Consider the following 15,888-nt stretch of genomic DNA (forward strand, 5'->3'; position numbering starts at 1 on the left):
CGACTGCGGTACGGCCCATCTGAATTCGGTGGCGGGGCACGTCTCCGCTCCGCCAGGCTCACCCGCATGACCTCGGTACTGGAGAACGTGGCGATCGACTGTGCGGACGCCTACGAGTTGGCTCGGTTCTGGAGCGCGGTGACCGGTTGCCCCGTGCATCCCGACGCACGGCCGGGAGACCACGAGACTCAGGTGATGCTGTCCGACGGGCCGGTCCTCTACTTCAACCAGGTGCCGGAGCCCAAGACGAGCGGCTGTTGGGGCTCGGCGCCACGTTCGTCGCCGATCGACGGCAACCCGACGGGGCCGGCTGGGCCGTCCTCGCCGATCCCGAAGGCAATGAGTTCTGCGTCCTTCGTAGTGCGTCCGAGCGCCTCGCGATGAGCGGGCCGGGTTCGGTGACTGCAGTGGGGTCGGCGGAGGAAGGGGAGTCGGTCGTTGGAGGGGGGTCGGTTGGTCGTCCGGATTATGGGGCGCTCGCGGACGTCGGTTCGTTGCCCACCGCCGAGTTCGCCTTTCCCGGTCCGTTGCGGGATCGGCTCGTCGCCGCCATCCTCGACGGGGCCAAGACCTCCACCACCGGGCTCGTCGTCGACTACGAGCACGAGGGGGAGGCTCTGCCGGCCGTCGGGGACCGGTCCGTGGTCGTGGACTCCGACGAGCGGCCCGTCGCCGTCATCGAGGTGACCGGGGTGCGTGTCGTCCCGCTGGCGGACGTGGACCTCGCCCATGTCGTGGACGAAGGGGAGGGGCACACCAGCGTGGCCGAGTGGCGGGAGGGGCACGAGCGGTTCTGGCACAGCGAGGAGATGCGTACCGCGTTGGGGGATCCCGGCTTCACCGTGGACGACACGACACCGGCCGTCCTGGAACGGTTCCGCCTCGTCGCCGACCTTCGTCCCGACCACCTTCGGCCCACCAACCTTCGTCCCGCCGAGCCGCGGCGTACGTGACCAGTCGGCATCCCGCCCGGGCTCCCTGCGAGGAAACGGCCCCTACCAGTCCGTCAGGTCCACCCGACACCAACGGTGCGGGTCCCTCTACCGCCCGCCCCAAGTCGGCAGCGCGCGGGGGCTCTTGGCCGGCGCCGTCTCGGATGTCCCCCACCATCCGGTCGGCGCACAGGGGCGGCGTCGCCTCGGCCAAGAGCCCCCTTCTCACGAGAGCGCCCTTCTCGCTCGGGGAAGCGAAGCGTTACGTCGTCGCCGCCTCGCCCTTCGTCAGCAGCCACTCCTTCTGGAGGGCGCCCAGCGGGATCTTCTTCTGGAAGATCGGGGTGCCGAATATGGAGAGCTGGATGTTCAGCGTGCCGGTGAGGTCCACACCTCCGTAGAGCGCCCAGGAACCCTTCGCCGAGCCGGTGCCGTTCGCGGAGCCCTCGGCCGTGGCGTCGGCCTCGGCGCGCAGGTACGGGGCGAGGTCGGCGGTCACGCCCACCGTGCCGTAGAGGCCGATCGTGGCCTCGGCGCCCAGCGCGGCCTTGACCTTGCCGGTGGCGGTGACGGTCGCCTTCAGCGGCTCGCCGGTCATGTCGGACTCGCTCACGCCTGTCCAGCCCTTGGCCCAGGTGAAGTTGCCGCCGACGCGGAAGTCGCCCTTCACGTCCTGCTCGACGTCGACGGTGACGCGGCCGTCGGCGTTCACCTGGAAGTAGCAGACGAGGTCCAGGTTGACGACGATCGGGACCGGGCCGACCTGGATGACGGGGTCGGCGTGGAGTTCGGCGAACGGGACGCGGACCGGCTTGCCGTCGGTCGTCCCGGCCGCGCGGCCCTTGAGCGACCACTTCGACGCCCAGTCGCCGGTCAGCCCCAGGAACGCTCCGCCGGGCGCGGCCCCCGTACCGGCTCCGGAGCCGTCGTACGAGAAGGCGACCTCGGGGGCGAGCTGGACGAAGCCGTGGACGGACGCGGCGGCCGAGGCGGGGGCACCGGCCGCTGTCTCCACGGCGGCGCCCACGTCGATACGGAGGCTGCCGAGCGGGAGTTTCGCGCCCTGCGGGCCGAAGGTGAGGTCACCGGTCTTCGCCCAGGAGACCTTCACGCCCTCGACGAGCGGGTCGATGTCCATGGTGGAGGGGTCGACGGGGACCGTGCCGTCCGCCTTGCTCTCGCCCAGGACGGAGTTGAGTTCGGCCGGCTCGGTCTGGACGGTCGTACCGCTGCCGTCCTCCGTCGTGCCGACGACGTCCGTCACCTTGGCGAGCAGGCCGTCGGGGGCGCCGGGGGCGGGGGCGCTGGCGATGACATCGCCGACGGCGACGGGGCGCGAGCCCGCCGCCGGGACGGACGCAGGGGCCGAACCCGACGCGGAGCCCCGCTCGGACCCGGAGCCCTCACCGGCAGACCCCGCGTCCCGCTCCGCACCCGCGCCTTGGTCCGCCGCCGCGCCCGACTCGGCACCCGACTCGGCGTCCGATTCCGCCCCCCGCCCCGTGGCGGCCGACTTCGACGGCGACGGGTCCGCCGTCGGCTCCGTGCCCCGCGCGGGCGGCGCCGCGATGACCGCGCGGCCGGTCTTCCTGTCGTACGACGCGACCTTGAGCGTGGACTTCTTCGCCTTGCCCTGGTCGACGGCGTTCCCGTCGGCCACGGCCGTGGGGGTGGCCCCGTCGGTCGGGGCGGAGACGACGGCGAGTTGCTCCCCCGCCGCCGCGGCCTCGGGGGTCTCGACCGCCGCCGCACGCGCCTTGTCGGCGGTGGATGACGAGCCGTTGGAGCAGCCGGTGGCCACGAGGGTGGCGACGGTGATCGCCGAGAGGGCCGAGAGCAGGGCATGTCGTCTGAGCTTGTGCACGCGTGATCCTCGGGATCGGTGTGGTGGGGGGTGCGCTTACACGGGGGCGGCATGACGGCAGGGCCGCGCGCATGACACGGCGGCACCAGATGACCGACGGTTACCGTCCAGTAGCTATGCATGAGCATGCCAGCCCTGGCGAACGCCTCCATCCACTTCCGGCGACTCCATGCAGTGACGTGAGTCACACTCGCCGTGCAGAGCGGCCCGCACCTTGCCGGATGCCTCGAAATCGGCCGCGAAGCGTGAGTGAGCCGACAACCGAGGAGATGGTCCAGCAGCATCTCGCCGTCAGGCGTGCGGTGTTGGGACCCTGGGCGCCGGTACGGCCGGTGGAAAGGCGAGCCGCCGACGTGCCCCACCGACGGCCATGAAACAGCGAGCCGGACATCGCCCGCCGGTGGGCGATGTCCGGCTCGTCAATGGAAGCCGGGGGCACCGGACGTTCGCGCCGTCCGTCGGCGCGGACCGGTGCCCCCACGGCCGGGTCGGGCCGGCCGGTCAGCGGTCGAGCTGGCGCCGTTCGCTGCCGCCGCTGATCTGGATCTTGCGCGGCTTGGCCTTCTCCGCGATGGGGATGCGCAGCGTGAGGACGCCGGCCTCGTAGGAGGCGTCGACGCGCTCGGCGTCGAGGGTGTCGCCGAGGAAGAGCTGACGGGTGAACGTACCCGTCGGGCGCTCGGCGGCGACCAGCTCGGCTCCCTCGGGGGCCGGGGAGCGGCGCTCGGCGCGGACGTTCAGGACGTTGCGCTCGACGTCCAGGTCGATGGTCTCCGGGTCCACGCCCGGCAGGTCGAAGTGGACGATGAAGTCGTCGCCGGCCCGGTAGGCGTCCATCGGCATGACGGCCGGCCGGTTCTCGGTGCCGAACACCTGCTGCGCGAGCCGGTCGAACTCACGGAACGGGTCGGTACGCATGAGCATCACGGGTCACTCCTCTCATCAGGCACTGGATGCGATGCCCGGTGATTTCCTACGCCTTCTTATATAACGCCGAGGAGGAAAGTTGACAAGCCTCGACTCAGCTTCGGCGAGTGGAGTGCTAGAAGGGTTAGCCTCGGGGCGACAGCGCGCGACAGCCGGCGCTGCGACGACCAGGAGGCGGACGATGGCGAAGGTTCCTGCGGCGGCGGTGGCCGCGAGCGGGCTCATCGGCGGGTACGGGGTGGCCCGCTGGACGAAGAAGCGGCAGCTGGGCGGGGCCGTACTGGCCGTCGCCGGCGCCGCGGCGGCCCAGCAGTGGCAGCGGGCGGCCGGAGGCAGGGCCGCGGGCGCCCTGACCGCCGGGTACGTCGCCGCGTTCGCCGGGTCGCATCCCCTGGCGAAGAAGGTGGGCGCCTGGCCCGCGGTGTTCGGCGTGGCCGGAGCGATGGCCCTCGCGTCCTGGGTGGTGGCCGACCGCCGGGCATGACGCGAAGCGTCCGAGCCCCTGCCCGCGCTCGCCCGATACGGCTACTCCCCCAGGACTACTCCCCCCGGAACGCGCGCCGGTACGCGTACGGGCTGGTCCCGACGACCTTCTTGAACCGGTCGCGGAAGGCCGTCGGGGAGCCGAAGCCCGCCTGGCCGGCGATGCGGTCGACCGTGTGGTCGGTGGACTCCAGGAGGTACTGGGCCCGGCGGACCCGCGCCCGGTGCAGCCACTGCAGCGGTGTCGGCCCGTCTGCTCCCGGAAGCGGCGGTTCAGCGTACGGGTGCTGGTGTCGGCATGGGCGGCGATGTCGTCCAGCGTGAGATCCCGCTCCACGTTCGCCTCCAGCCAGCGCAGCAGGGGCTCCAGGGTCGCGCCGGCCGGGGCCGGGGGCTGGTCCTGGACGATGAACTGGGCCTGGCCCCCCTCGCGTTCCAGTGGCATGACGCACATCCGCGCGGTGAACGCGGCGACCGCCGAACCGTAGTCCTTCCTGATCATGTGCAGACACATGTCCAGCGCCGCGGCGGCGCCCGCCGAGGTCAGGAACTGGCCGTTGTCGACGTAGAGGACGTTCGGGTCGACAGTCACCTCCGGGTGCCGTGCGGCCAGGTCAGGGGCCGCGATCCAGTGGGTCGTGGCGCGCAGCCCGTCCAGCAGGCCCGTCGCCGCGAAGAGAAAAGCGCCGACGCACACCGAGGCGATACGCGTCCCGTCGGCCGCCGCCGCGCGCAGCGCCTCCGCCACGCCCGGCGGGAGCGGGGCGGTCGGGTCCGCCGTCCCCGGCAGGATGATCGTGTCGGCCTCCGCCAACGCCTCCAGCCCGTACGGTGCCCGCACGGTGAACGGCCCCGCCGGCACCTCCGTGTCCCCCGTCGGCGAGCACACCCGCACCCGGTACGCCTCCCGGCCGTCCGGCAGCCGGGCCCACCCGAACGTGTCGATCGGGGCGGAGAGATCGAACGGGATGACCTGGTCGAGCGCCAGTACGGCCACGGTGTGCATGGCGGGAGCGTAGGGCTCCGCCGGGTTCTCGCCAAGCAGAGGCCCACTATCCCCGTTCACCCAGCGCACCCCTGGCGAGAATCCGTTGAGTCCTGGCAATCCCGCCACTTCTACCGGCTCGTCGCGCGCCCTAGCGTCCCAGCGTGACCAAGTTGCTGCTCTCCCTCCACGTCCTCGCCGCGATCGTCGCCGTGGGGCCGATCACCGTCGCGGCCAGCATGTTCCCGCCGAGCGCCCGCAAGGCGCTGGCCGAGCCCGGCAGCGAGCGGGCGGTGTCGTCGCTGCGGCTGTTGCACCGGATCTGCCGGGTGTACGGCGGTGTCGGTATCGCGGTGCCCGTGCTCGGTTTCGTCACGGCGATGAGCATGGGGGTGCTCGGCGACGCCTGGCTGATCGCGTCGATGTTGCTGACGGCACTCGCGGCGATGGTGCTGCTGGCGCTGGTGCTGCCTCGGCAGGAGGAGATCCTGGACGGGGTGACGGCGGCCGGGCCCGTGCCCGGGGACAAGGGCGAGGGTGCGGTCACCGTCGGGTCGGCGGTGAGCGTCAGGACCACGGCACGACTGGCCATGTTCACGGGTGTGTTCAACCTGCTGTGGGCCACCGTGACGGTGCTGATGATCGTGCGGCCCGGGTCCACGACCGGGGCTTAGCACAACCTTGGCCTCACCCCGCCTTTCGCGATCCGGCCAGGGCGGGCATGATCCGGCCATGCATCCACAGCAGTCCGCCTCGCAGTCCTACGTCGCCTCCCTGGGGGCCCGTCTCGCCGCCGATGAGTGCCGTACCTGGTGGGAGGACTGGGCCGGAGTGCCCGTACTGGTCGGGCGGCGGGCCGACTTCAAGTGGCGCTGGATGGGGACGAAGCTGCACCTGTTCACCGTGGCGGCGGCGGTCCCGGAGATAACCATCCCGGCCATCGCGACGTTCACGGATCAGGTGCTGGCGTACGCGAAGAAGACGAAGGGTGGGTTGCCGGCCGGGCTGCAGAACGGGGTCGCGGCTTTTCCCGTGCTGGTCAGCGACCGGGTCGATCCGGCGGCCGTGCGGTGGGCGGAGGCCGAGCAGCGCAACAAGTGGGCGTGTATGGCGCGGCCGGTCGTGGTGGACAGTGCGCAGCAGTACGTCGGCACGTATCGGGGGACGCCGGCGATCGGGCTGGTGTACTCGTCGTACTTCGAGCGCAAGGCCGCGCGGTACTTCTACGGGTGAGCGGCGGGCGCCTCATAGCTCGGGGGGCACTGCTTGTTCGGCGGGTGCGGGTGAGTGGGGGTTGTTCGCGCGGTTCCCCGCGCCCCTGAAAAGCGACCGGGGCTGCGCCCCGTGCTTTTCATGAAGGGGCGGGCCGCAGGCCCGCTCCCTTCAGGGGCGCGGGGAACTGCGCGAGAAACCACAACGAACCCGCACCCGCCAACGAACCCGCACCCCCGAGTTACTAGGCGCCCCCGGCCCCCTCACCCCGCCGCGGACAGCGGCCGCGCGACCTCCTCCAACGACCTCCGCTCCGCCCGCACCGCGAGGAACGCCGCCACCAGCCCCGCCGCGCACATCAACCCCGCGCCGATCTGGAACGCCAGCACCGTGTCGCCGACGGCGCCGGACTCCGTCAGGTCCGCGAAGACCAGCGGGCCGCTGATGCCACCGGCAGCCGTGCCGATCGCGTAGAAGAACGCGATGGCCATGGCCCGGGTCTCCATGGGGAAGACCTCGGAGACCGTGAGGTACGCGCTGCTCGCGCCGGCCGACGCGAAGAACAGCACCACGCACCAGCACACCGTGAGCGTGACCGCGTCCAGCGTGCCCCGGTCGAACAGCCAGGCCGTGCCGAAGAGAAGGACACCGGACAGCAGATACGTCGACGAGATCATCACCCGGCGGCCGACCGTGTCGAACAGCTTGCCGAGGAGCAGCGGGCCGAGGAAGTTGCCGGCGGCGATGAACGCGAAGTAGTAGCCGGTGTCGGACGTGGGGACGTCGTAGAACGTGGTGAGGATCGCGCCGAAGCCGAAGGTGATCGCGTTGTAGAGGAACGCCTGCCCGATGAAGAGGGAGAAGCCGAGGACGGCGCGGCGGCGGTAGCGGGAGAAGACGGTACGGGCGATGGTGCCGAAGCCGATGCTCTTGCGCTGGTGGATCGTCATCTCCTCGGCGGGTGCGGGCAGTCGGCGGCCCTTCTCGGCCTCGACCTGCCCCTCGATGTCCGCCACCAGTTGTTCCGCCTCCTGCTCCCTGCCGTGGATCAGCAGCCAGCGGGGGCTCTCCGGGACGTTCCGGCGGACCAGCAGGATCACCAGGCCGAGCACCACACCGAGCGCGAACGTCAGCCGCCAGCCGACGTTCGCCGCGAAGAGGTCCGTGTCCAGGGCGACGATCGACAGCAGTGAGCCCCCGATCGCGCCGAGCCAGAAGCTGCCGTTGATGACGATGTCGACGCGGCCCCGGTACTTGGACGGGATCAGTTCGTCGATCGCGGAGTTGATGGCCGCGTACTCCCCGCCGATGCCGAAGCCGGTGAGGAAGCGGAAGAGGAAGAACCACCAGGAGGAGAAGGAGACGGCCGTCAGCGCGGTGGCGCCGAGATAGACCGCCAGTGTCACCATGAACAGCTTCTTGCGTCCGAAGCGGTCGGTGAGCCGGCCGAAGAAGAGGGCGCCCGCACAGGCGCCCGCCACGTACAGGGCCGCCGCCGTGCCCGTGACCTGCGCGGAGCTGATCGGCAGACCGCTGCCCTGCTCGGAGAGCCGCCCGGCGATGTTGCCGACGACGGTGACCTCCAGGCCGTCGAGGACCCACACCGTGCCGAGTCCGATCACCACCATCCAGTGCCAGCGCGACCAGGGCAGACGGTCCAGGCGCGCGGGTACGGCGGTGGTGACGGTAGCTGTCCCCTGCGATGACTTCCGTTCGGTTACGGCCATCTGTGCGGCCCCCTCCTCCTCGAGCGAACCGCGTCCGAGTGCCCGGAGGAGGGAGGACTACGCCCCCAGCGCCCGCGACACCGTGTAGATCAGCAGCCCGGCAAGGGAACCCACCACCGTGCCGTTGATGCGGATGAACTGCAGGTCACGGCCGATGTTGGCCTCGATCTTCTTCGTCGTGTGCTCGGGGTCCCACGCCGCGACCGTGTCGGTGATGAGGGAGGTGATCTCCTTGCGGTAGGTGGTGACGACGTGGACGGCGGCGCCCTCGACCCACCTGTCGACCTTGGCCTGCGCCGACGGCTCGGTGGCCATCCGCGTGCCCAGGGACAGCAGCGACGCCCGCACCCGCAGCCGCAGTTCGCTGCGCTCGTCCTCGGCCGCGGACACGACCATGGCGCGTACGGCGGTCCAGGCGGAGGCGATGAGGTCCTGCACCTCGCCCCGGTCGAGCACCTCGCCCTTCAGGCGCTCCACCCGCGCGCGGGTGTCGGTGTCGGACTGCAGGTCCCGGGCGAAGTCCGTGAGGAAGCGGTCCAGGGCGCCGCGCGCCGGGTGCGTGGGCGAGTCCCGCATCTCGGAGACGAAACGGAGCAGTTCCTTGTAGACGCGCTCACCGATCCGCCTGTCGACGAAGCGCGGCGTCCAGCCGGGGGCGCCGCCCTCGACCGCGTCCATGACCTGGTCGTCGTGGAGGATCAGCCAGTTCTGGGCGCGGGCGCAGATCAGGTCCACGGCCCGCCGGTGGCCGCCGTCGGTGACGATCCGCTCCAGCATCTTCCCTATGCCGGGCCCGATCTCCTGGCTGTTGGCCCGCCGGGTGATGGCCTCCCCGACCACGGCCTGCACATCGGTGTCCCGCAGCACCGTGAGGGCGCCGCGCATCGCGGTCGCCAACTCCTCGGTCACCCGGTCGGCGTTCTGCGGCTCGGCGAGCCACGCGCCGAGCCGGCTGCCGATGCCGACGGCCCGCAGCCGCTGCCTGACCACGTCCTCGGAGAGGAAGTTCTCCCCGACGAACTCACCGAGTGTGACGCCCAGTTGGTCCTTCTTGCGGGGGATGATCGCGGTGTGCGGGATGGGCAGGCCGAGAGGGTGCCGGAACAGGGCGGTAACGGCGAACCAGTCCGCCAGCGCACCCACCATGCCCGCCTCGGCCGCCGCCGCGACATAGTCCGCCCAGGCTCCGGCGCCCTCGTGGGAGGCCCACTTCGCCAGGACGTACACCACGGCCACGAACAGCAGCAGCCCGGCGGCGGTCAGCTTCATCCGCCGCACGCCCCGCTGCTTCTCCTCGTCGGCCGCGCTGAACGTGGTCATCGTGCGATGCGACACACGAGGCGCACCGGAACCGCCGGGCGCGTCCGCCGCCGCCCGCGCGCCCGACGTGGTATCCGTCACCTGGTTCCCGGCGCCACCGGGGAGGGAACGCTGTCCCGGGGTGCCGTTCTCTTCCGGTTCCGTACGGTTCATTCACTCCACCCGTTCCTGTCCCCCGTGCACATTGTCCCCTTCTCGGTCCCTTGGTGACCTACTGCATGTCGTACTCCTGGAACGCGACAGGAGTTCCCCGCGTCTGTCCGGACGGGGGAACCGATGGGGGTTCTCGCTGACCGCCCCCATCCCATGCCGCATCATGGGGTGATCACCACGGAGCCTCGGGGCTCCATTGCCCAAGGAGCCACACACCGCATGACCAAGCGTTACGGTTATGCACTGCTGGCGGCCATGACCGCCCTGATCGTCGCCGTCTCGGCGGCCATATACGTCGGAGTCGGCATCGACGACGGCAGCCGGCGCCAGGAGACGTTCGCCGCCGCGCCACGCAACTCCGCCGCCCCCGCCTCCACCGGGGTCTGGGTGGGCGCCTGGTCGGCGTCACCGAGCGGATCCGAGCCGGGCACCGAGACCAACGGCCTCGCCGGCCGCTCGGTGCGCAACGTCGTGCACAGCTCCGCCGCGGGTACGAGTGCCCGCGTCACGCTGTCCAATCTCTACGGCCAGCAGCCGCTGACCGTCACCCATGCCTCGCTCGCGGTCGCCGCCGCGGTGAACAGCCCGGCGGCAGCGGCCGACACCATGCGCCGGCTCACCTTCGGCGGACGCACGACCGTGGTCATCGCCGCAGGTCAGCAGGTGGTCAGCGATGTCGTACGGATCGCCATCCCGCACGACAGCGACGTACTGATCACCACCTACTCACCCACACCGTCCGGGCCCACGACCTATCACGCCCACGCCCGGCAGATCTCGTACACCGCCGAGGGCGACCAGGCGGCGGACGTCACCGGGACGCCGTACACCACGCAGAGCATGCACTGGCGGTACGTCACCGCGCTGGACGTGCTGAGCAGGGAGTCCGCGGGCACCGTCGTGGTCCTCGGCGACTCGCTCACCGACGGGATCACCTCGACCGTCGGGGAGAACCGCCGCTGGACGGACGTCCTCTCCGACCGGCTGCGGGCCGCCGCCGGCTCCTCCGACGTGCCCCGCTACACCGTCGTCAACCAGGGCATCAGCGGCAACCAGGTCCTCGCCAACGGGCGGGGCCGCCCCGCCGACAACCCCAGCGGCCTGTCCCGCTTCCCGCGCGACGTGCTCGGCCGTACGGGCGTCAAGGCCGTCGTCATCGACCTGGGCGTCAACGACATCCTGAAGAACCCCGGCCAGGCCGACCCCGAGACGATCGTCGCCGGCCTGCGCGGGCTCGTCGACCTGGCGCACGCGCGGGGTCTGCGCGTCGTCGGCGCCACGCTGATGCCGTTCAACGGCCACCGCGGCTACACCGACCAGCGCGAGTCCGTACGCCAGGCCGTCAACGCCCGCATCCGCTCCGGCAAGGTGTTCGACGCGGTCGTCGACTTCGACAAGGCGCTCCGCGACCCGTACGCCCATGGCCGGCTGCGCTCCGACTACGACTCGGGCGACCACCTCCACCCGAGCGACAAGGGCTACGAGCGCATGGCTCAGGTCTTCGACCTGAAGGCACTGAAGGGCGCGGTCCCGGCCGACCTGTAGGGCGCGCTCCCGGCCGACCTGTAGGGCGGCCGGGTCGCCGGGGCCACGGGGCGGCCGGGTCGCCTCAGTGGCCCTTGCCCAGTTCGCGACGGGCCTGGCGGCGTTCCAGTCGTTCCTGTCGCCGGGCCTCCTTCAGCCGTTGGCGCTCGGCCTTGGGGAGCTTGCGCTCGACGCCGACGCCGCCCCAGAAGGCGAACCCGGTGATGACCACGCGAGGGGCGCCGGGCTCGCCCGGTTCGCCCTCCTCGCGGTGGTCGAAGCCGCCCATGATGCCGATGCCCCGGACGACGACCTCGACGCCGGGCGGCACGATCACATTGATCCCGCCCATGACGGCCACACAGTTGATGGTGACCTCGCGCTCCGCGAAGTAGGCGTCCCTCAGGTCCAGTTCACCGCCGCCCCAGAACGCGAAGCAGTCGAACCGCTCGGGCACCGTCCAGCGGCCCTTGCGCTCGAAGCCGGACATCACCGCCACGCCCCACGTCGACGAGCCCTGCCCGCCGACGATCCGCTCGGCCCAACTGCCGCTCTCCGCAGGATCCTTCACCAGGGAGACGGACGGCGGCGCCACCGCCTGGGCGCCCGGCAGATCACGGGTGATCGGCGCCAGCTCACCGTAGGTGCGCGCCCGGTAGGTGGCGTCCAGCCGCTCCCCGAACTCCTCCATGTCGAGCCGCCCCTCCGCGAGGGCGTCCCGCAACTGCTCGGCGACCCGCTCGCGGTCGGCGTCGGAGGCACGGAGGTCCGCGGCGGCCGGCAGGTCCGGGAGATCGTCCGTCATACGGCTCAGCCTACGAGGAACCCCGGCCCCCGGCTACGAGACCGACTGCCCCGACTCCCCCACCCGCTCCGCCTGCTGCGCGTACATCTGGGCGATCACCGCCTCGATGTCCGGCTCCCGCACCGACAGGTCCACCAGCGGATACTCCGACGCGATCCGCGCCACCAGCGGCGCCGCCGACTCCGACGCCGGGAACGCCAGCCACTGCCGGGGCCCCTCCACCCGTACGACCCGGGCGGGCGCCGCCTCGATCGGGGGCAGCTCGCGCTCCAGGTCGACGACGAGGGTCCGCTCGCTCTCCCCCACCTCGTGCAGCCCCGTCAGCGGACCGTCGTACATCAGCCGGCCGTGGTCGATGACCATCACCCGGCGGCACAACTGCTCGATGTCCTGGAGGTCGTGCGTGGTGAGCAGCACGGTCGTGCCGCGCTCGGTGTTGAGGTCCTTCAGGAACGCGCGGACCTTCGCCTTGCTGATGACGTCGAGCCCGATCGTCGGCTCGTCCAGGTACAGCACCTCGGGGTCGTGCAGCAGCGCGGCCGCGATGTCGCCGCGCATGCGCTGCCCGAGGGAGAGCTGCCGCACGGGCACGTCCAGCAGGTCGCCCAGTTCGAGGAGTTCGACGCAGCGGTCCAGGTTCTCGCGGTAACGGGCGTCGGGGATGCGGTACATGCGGTGCATCAGCCGGTACGAGTCGATCAGCGGCAGGTCCCACCACAGGGTGGTGCGCTGCCCGAAGACGACACCGATCCGGCGGGCCAGCCGCGTCCGTTCACGGGACGGGTCGATGCCCGCGACCCGCACCCGGCCGCCGCTCGGGGTCAGGATCCCCGTCAGCATCTTGATGGTGGTGGACTTCCCCGCGCCGTTCGGGCCGATGTAGCCGACCATCTCGCCCCGCGGCACGGTGAAGGAGATCGAGTCCACGGCCCGCACCTCACGCCGCTCCCGCCGCAGGAACCCGGTCTTCCTCCGGACGTCGAAGACCTTCTCGACCCGGTCGAGTTCGATGAACCGCTCGTCCATGTGTCCCTAACTCCCCGTGCTCCGGTACGAACGCAGTCCCGCCCGCCACGCCGCGCCCGCGAGCGCGCAGCAGGCCGCCGCCACCAGCGGCGGCGCGAACGCCAGCCAGTGGGGCACGTCGAGCGGGTAGGGGCGGCCCAGGACGTACAGCCCGGGCAGCCAGTTGACGAAGGCCAGCGGCAGGACGAACGTCACACCGCGCAGCAGGTCCTTGGCGAAGAGGGCCGGCGGGTACTGCAGGAGCGTGGCACCGCCGTACGTGAAGGCGTTCTGCACCTCGGAGGCGTCCTGCGCGACGAACTGGAAGGCCGCGCCCCCGACGAACACCGCCCCGAAGATGATGCCGCCGCTGACCACCATCATCGGGAGCATCAGCACCTTCAGCGGCGTCCAGGCGATGTCCAGCGTGGCCAGCGCGTAGCCGAGGACCAGGGCGCCCTGGGTGACCCGGCCGAGGCGCCTGAGCGCGAACTTGTCGGCGGCGACCTGCGCCAGCACCGGAGCGGGCCGGACGAGCAGGGTGTCCAGCGTGCCGTCGCGGACCCGGCGCCCGAGCCGGTCCATGGATCCGATCATCAGATCGGCGAGACCGAACGCGATCGCGGACGTGCCGTACAGCAGGGCGATCTCGGGCAGGGTGAAACCGCCCAACTCGTCGACCTGGGAGAACATCAGCAGGATCGCGACGAAGTCGAAGGCGGTGGCGGCGAAGTTGCCGAAGGCCGTCATCACGAAGGAGGCGCGGTACGCCATCGTGGAGCGGATCCACATGGCCGCGATCATGCGGTAGGCACGCAGCCCGTCCCGGAGCCGGCTGTACGGGCCGTACGCGCCGAACGGGTCCTCCGCGGCCTCCCTGGCCTCCGTGACCCTCGTCACCGGGCGCTCGTCGAGGTCAGCCACCCTGGACCACCACCTTCCGTGTCGCCGCCGACTGGATCAGCCGCCCCACCGCCAGCAGCACGACCGCCCAGCCCGCCTGGAACGCGAAGGTGCCCCACACGTCGGCCTCGCCCAGCAGCACGTCGGCGGGCGCCTGGAGCAGCGCGGACCAGGGCAGGAGGCGGGCGAGGTCGCCGAGGGCGCCGGGGAAGACGTTCAGCGGCAGCAGCATGCCGGAGAAGAAGACACCCGTGAGCCAGGTGATCTGCATCGCTCCGGCGCCGTCGAGAAGCCAGAACGCCCACAGGGCGACGATGTATCGGATCGCGAAGCTCACGAGGGCCCCGAGGGCGACCGCGACGAGGCAGGCGAGCCACGGCAGGGCACTGGACGGCAGCGCGAGATCGAAGAACAGGGCACCGCACAGCATGGGAACGACACCCCGTCCGAGCAGTTGGAACAGGGCCCGGCCCAGGTCGGCGGCGAGCCACCACAGCTGGAGGTCGGCGGGCCGGTACAGGTCGACCGCGATGTCACCCGTACGGATCCGCTCGATGAGCTCCTCCTCGAAGCCGGCGCTTCCCAGCACCATGACCGCGAACATCGCCTGGCCCACCCACACATAGGTGAGTGCCTGCGCCTGGTCGTAGCCACCGAGGTGGGGCTTCTCCTGCCAGAGGGCGATGTAGGTGTATGCGAGGATGAAGCCGAAGACGGTGTTGGTGAACACCCCCGCCGCGGTGGCCACCCGATACGTCGCGTACCGCCTGAAGCCACCGGCGGCGACGGCGGCGTACAACCGCCCAGTGCCCACGAGGAAACTCCCATCCGCTGCGAAGAGTCAGGCGAAGGACCGAGGCCGAGGCCGATCCGGGCCGAAGCGCGAAAGCCTAGTCCGCGGCCGGATCGGTGTGCCAGGCGTTTTCGGGCCGGGCGGTGGTGCTCCCGGGGCGTACGAGGCGCGTGCCGGTATCCGGGAACGGATCAGCCGGTACGAGTGTCTTCACTCAAGGGTGCAGAACTTGCCCGGAGCGGGCGCAAAGCGTACGAGGCCGTACGGAAATGAACGTACGACGCGGAAACAGGAGCACGGCAGCACGATGAGCGACGAGCCGCAGCCGAAGCGGAACGGCCCGGGCCGGACACCGGGAGAACCGGAGCGCCGGACCCCGGGCACGCCCCGGAACCCCGCCGAGCCGCGCCCGGGCACGCCCCCGGAGCCCCCGACGACCGACACCGGGCCCGGCTCGTCGCCCGGCCACCGCCCGGACACGCCCCCGGCCGACGGCCCGGACGGCCCCTCGGGCGGACGTCCGAACCAGCCGACCGACGGAGCGGCCGACCGGCCGACCGGCGGCACATCCGACCGAGCGTCCGGCGGACGGCGCGAACCGGGTGCGGCTTCGGACGGGCGGTCGACTTCGGGCACGGCTTCGGGCGGACGGACGGGGGCGGCCTCGGGTGGACCGTCGGGGTCGGCCACGGGCTCGGCCTCGGGCGGACAGTCGAGGTCGGCTTCGGGTTCGGCTTCGGACGGACGGCCCGGTGCGGCCACGGCCTCGGGCGGACAGTCGAGGTCGGCTCAGCAGGCCGGTGGGCCGTCCGGCCCCACGAAGGGCGGCCCCTCGGGGCGGTCTTCCGACGCGCGGTCGACTTCGGGCACGGCTTCCGGCGGATGGACGGGGGCGGCCTCGGGTGGACCGTCCGGCCCCGCGAAGGGCGGCCCCTCGGGGCGGTCTTCCGACGGGGGTTCCGGTTCGGGGGCCCAGGGGCGTGAGGCCGGGCAGCGGAACGGCACGCCCGGCGAGGGCAAGTCGCCTTCGCCGAGCGCCGGGACGGCGTCCGGCGGCGCGGCCGGGCGTACCTCCGGCGGGGCGGGTGCTCCGCAGAGCGACGCCGAGCTGACCATGCCGCTGAGCATCACTCGCCCCGAGAAGTCCGGCTCGGCGAAGTCCGGCTCGGCGAAGCCCGGCTCGGCGAAGCCCGGCTCGGCGAAGCCCGGCTCGGCGAAGCCCGGCTCGGCGAAGCCCGGCTCGGCGAAGCCCGGC

At 71.7% G+C, this 15,888-nt stretch carries 13 protein-coding genes and 3 pseudogenes; 6 read left to right on the forward strand and 10 right to left on the reverse strand.

What is annotated here, in order from left to right; genetic code table 11:
- Positions 1–66: 66 nt before the first annotated feature.
- Positions 67–380, forward strand: a pseudogene (locus ACZ4Z3_RS02990) (VOC family protein); the annotation flags it as partial.
- Positions 381–494: 114 nt separating this feature from the next.
- Positions 495–953, forward strand: a complete 459-nt coding sequence (locus ACZ4Z3_RS02995) for an ASCH domain-containing protein (RefSeq protein WP_468499535.1) — start codon at positions 495–497, stop codon at positions 951–953.
- A 241-nt stretch (positions 954–1,194) separates the two neighbouring features.
- Here ACZ4Z3_RS02995 and ACZ4Z3_RS03000 read toward each other — a convergent pair whose 3' ends face one another.
- Positions 1,195–2,796 carry a hypothetical protein gene (locus tag ACZ4Z3_RS03000; protein WP_468499373.1) on the reverse strand — a complete coding sequence of 534 codons (1,602 nt, stop codon included), beginning with the start codon at positions 2,794–2,796 and terminating at the stop codon, positions 1,195–1,197.
- Positions 2,797–3,297: 501 nt separating this feature from the next.
- Positions 3,298–3,720 carry an Hsp20/alpha crystallin family protein gene (locus tag ACZ4Z3_RS03005; RefSeq protein WP_468499536.1) on the reverse strand — a complete coding sequence of 141 codons (423 nt, stop codon included), beginning with the start codon at positions 3,718–3,720 and terminating at the stop codon, positions 3,298–3,300.
- A gap of 184 nt (positions 3,721–3,904) precedes the next feature.
- On the opposite strand from ACZ4Z3_RS03005, the gene ACZ4Z3_RS03010 reads away from it, so the two are divergent.
- Positions 3,905–4,207, forward strand: a complete 303-nt coding sequence (locus ACZ4Z3_RS03010) for a hypothetical protein (RefSeq protein WP_468499374.1) — start codon at positions 3,905–3,907, stop codon at positions 4,205–4,207.
- Positions 4,208–4,262: 55 nt separating this feature from the next.
- Here the strand turns inward: ACZ4Z3_RS03010 and ACZ4Z3_RS03015 are convergent.
- Positions 4,263–5,212, reverse strand: a pseudogene (locus ACZ4Z3_RS03015) (GlxA family transcriptional regulator).
- Between the two features lie 143 nt (positions 5,213–5,355).
- On the opposite strand from ACZ4Z3_RS03015, the gene ACZ4Z3_RS03020 reads away from it, so the two are divergent.
- A complete protein-coding gene (locus ACZ4Z3_RS03020; protein WP_468499375.1) occupies positions 5,356–5,865 on the forward strand; it encodes a protease in 510 nt (169 codons plus the stop codon).
- 58 nt (positions 5,866–5,923) lie between these two features.
- A complete protein-coding gene (locus ACZ4Z3_RS03025; protein WP_468499376.1) occupies positions 5,924–6,424 on the forward strand; it encodes a levansucrase in 501 nt (166 codons plus the stop codon).
- 242 nt (positions 6,425–6,666) lie between these two features.
- Here ACZ4Z3_RS03025 and ACZ4Z3_RS03030 read toward each other — a convergent pair whose 3' ends face one another.
- On the reverse strand, positions 6,667–8,130 hold the full coding sequence (locus tag ACZ4Z3_RS03030) for an MFS transporter (protein WP_468499377.1): 1,464 nt from the start codon (positions 8,128–8,130) through the stop codon (positions 6,667–6,669).
- Positions 8,131–8,187: 57 nt separating this feature from the next.
- Positions 8,188–9,603 carry a DUF445 domain-containing protein gene (locus tag ACZ4Z3_RS03035; RefSeq protein WP_468499378.1) on the reverse strand — a complete coding sequence of 472 codons (1,416 nt, stop codon included), beginning with the start codon at positions 9,601–9,603 and terminating at the stop codon, positions 8,188–8,190.
- A gap of 219 nt (positions 9,604–9,822) precedes the next feature.
- Here ACZ4Z3_RS03035 and ACZ4Z3_RS03040 point away from each other — a divergent pair, with 219 nt between their 5' ends.
- Positions 9,823–11,148, forward strand: a complete 1,326-nt coding sequence (locus tag ACZ4Z3_RS03040) for an SGNH/GDSL hydrolase family protein (RefSeq protein ID WP_468499379.1) — start codon at positions 9,823–9,825, stop codon at positions 11,146–11,148.
- 64 nt (positions 11,149–11,212) lie between these two features.
- Here ACZ4Z3_RS03040 and ACZ4Z3_RS03045 read toward each other — a convergent pair whose 3' ends face one another.
- The 5 genes and pseudogenes from ACZ4Z3_RS03045 to ACZ4Z3_RS03065 all read right to left on the reverse strand — a co-directional run.
- A complete protein-coding gene (locus ACZ4Z3_RS03045) occupies positions 11,213–11,932 on the reverse strand; it encodes a DUF1707 SHOCT-like domain-containing protein (RefSeq protein ID WP_468499380.1) in 720 nt (239 codons plus the stop codon).
- A gap of 33 nt (positions 11,933–11,965) precedes the next feature.
- Entirely contained in the window at positions 11,966–12,958 is a 993-nt protein-coding gene (locus tag ACZ4Z3_RS03050) for an ABC transporter ATP-binding protein (protein ID WP_055711468.1), read from the reverse strand.
- 6 nt (positions 12,959–12,964) lie between these two features.
- Complete coding sequence (locus ACZ4Z3_RS03055) at positions 12,965–13,861, reverse strand: ABC transporter permease (RefSeq protein WP_468499381.1); 897 nt, start codon at positions 13,859–13,861, stop codon at positions 12,965–12,967.
- Entirely contained in the window at positions 13,854–14,654 is an 801-nt protein-coding gene (locus ACZ4Z3_RS03060) for an ABC transporter permease (protein WP_055711470.1), read from the reverse strand. Before ACZ4Z3_RS03060 ends, ACZ4Z3_RS03055 begins: the two co-directional genes overlap by 8 nt.
- A 768-nt stretch (positions 14,655–15,422) precedes the next feature.
- Positions 15,423–15,888, reverse strand: a pseudogene (locus tag ACZ4Z3_RS03065) (hypothetical protein); the annotation flags it as partial.

The sequence above is a fragment of the Streptomyces sp. NPDC030296 genome, assembly GCF_055572815.1.

Bases quoted from the DNA above. Each gene is read 5' to 3' on its own strand.
- ACZ4Z3_RS03025 (WP_468499376.1), top strand. From the start codon at position 5,924: ATGCATCCACAGCAGTCCGCCTCGCAGTCCTACGTCGCCTCCCTGGGG.
- ACZ4Z3_RS03005 (WP_468499536.1), bottom strand. From the start codon at position 3,720: ATGCTCATGCGTACCGACCCGTTCCGTGAGTTCGACCGGCTCGCGCAG.
- ACZ4Z3_RS03050 (WP_055711468.1), bottom strand. From the start codon at position 12,958: ATGGACGAGCGGTTCATCGAACTCGACCGGGTCGAGAAGGTCTTCGAC.
- ACZ4Z3_RS03010 (WP_468499374.1), top strand. From the start codon at position 3,905: ATGGCGAAGGTTCCTGCGGCGGCGGTGGCCGCGAGCGGGCTCATCGGC.
- ACZ4Z3_RS03040 (WP_468499379.1), top strand. From the start codon at position 9,823: ATGACCAAGCGTTACGGTTATGCACTGCTGGCGGCCATGACCGCCCTG.
- ACZ4Z3_RS03035 (WP_468499378.1), bottom strand. From the start codon at position 9,603: ATGAACCGTACGGAACCGGAAGAGAACGGCACCCCGGGACAGCGTTCC.
- ACZ4Z3_RS03030 (WP_468499377.1), bottom strand. From the start codon at position 8,130: ATGGCCGTAACCGAACGGAAGTCATCGCAGGGGACAGCTACCGTCACC.
- ACZ4Z3_RS03045 (WP_468499380.1), bottom strand. From the start codon at position 11,932: ATGACGGACGATCTCCCGGACCTGCCGGCCGCCGCGGACCTCCGTGCC.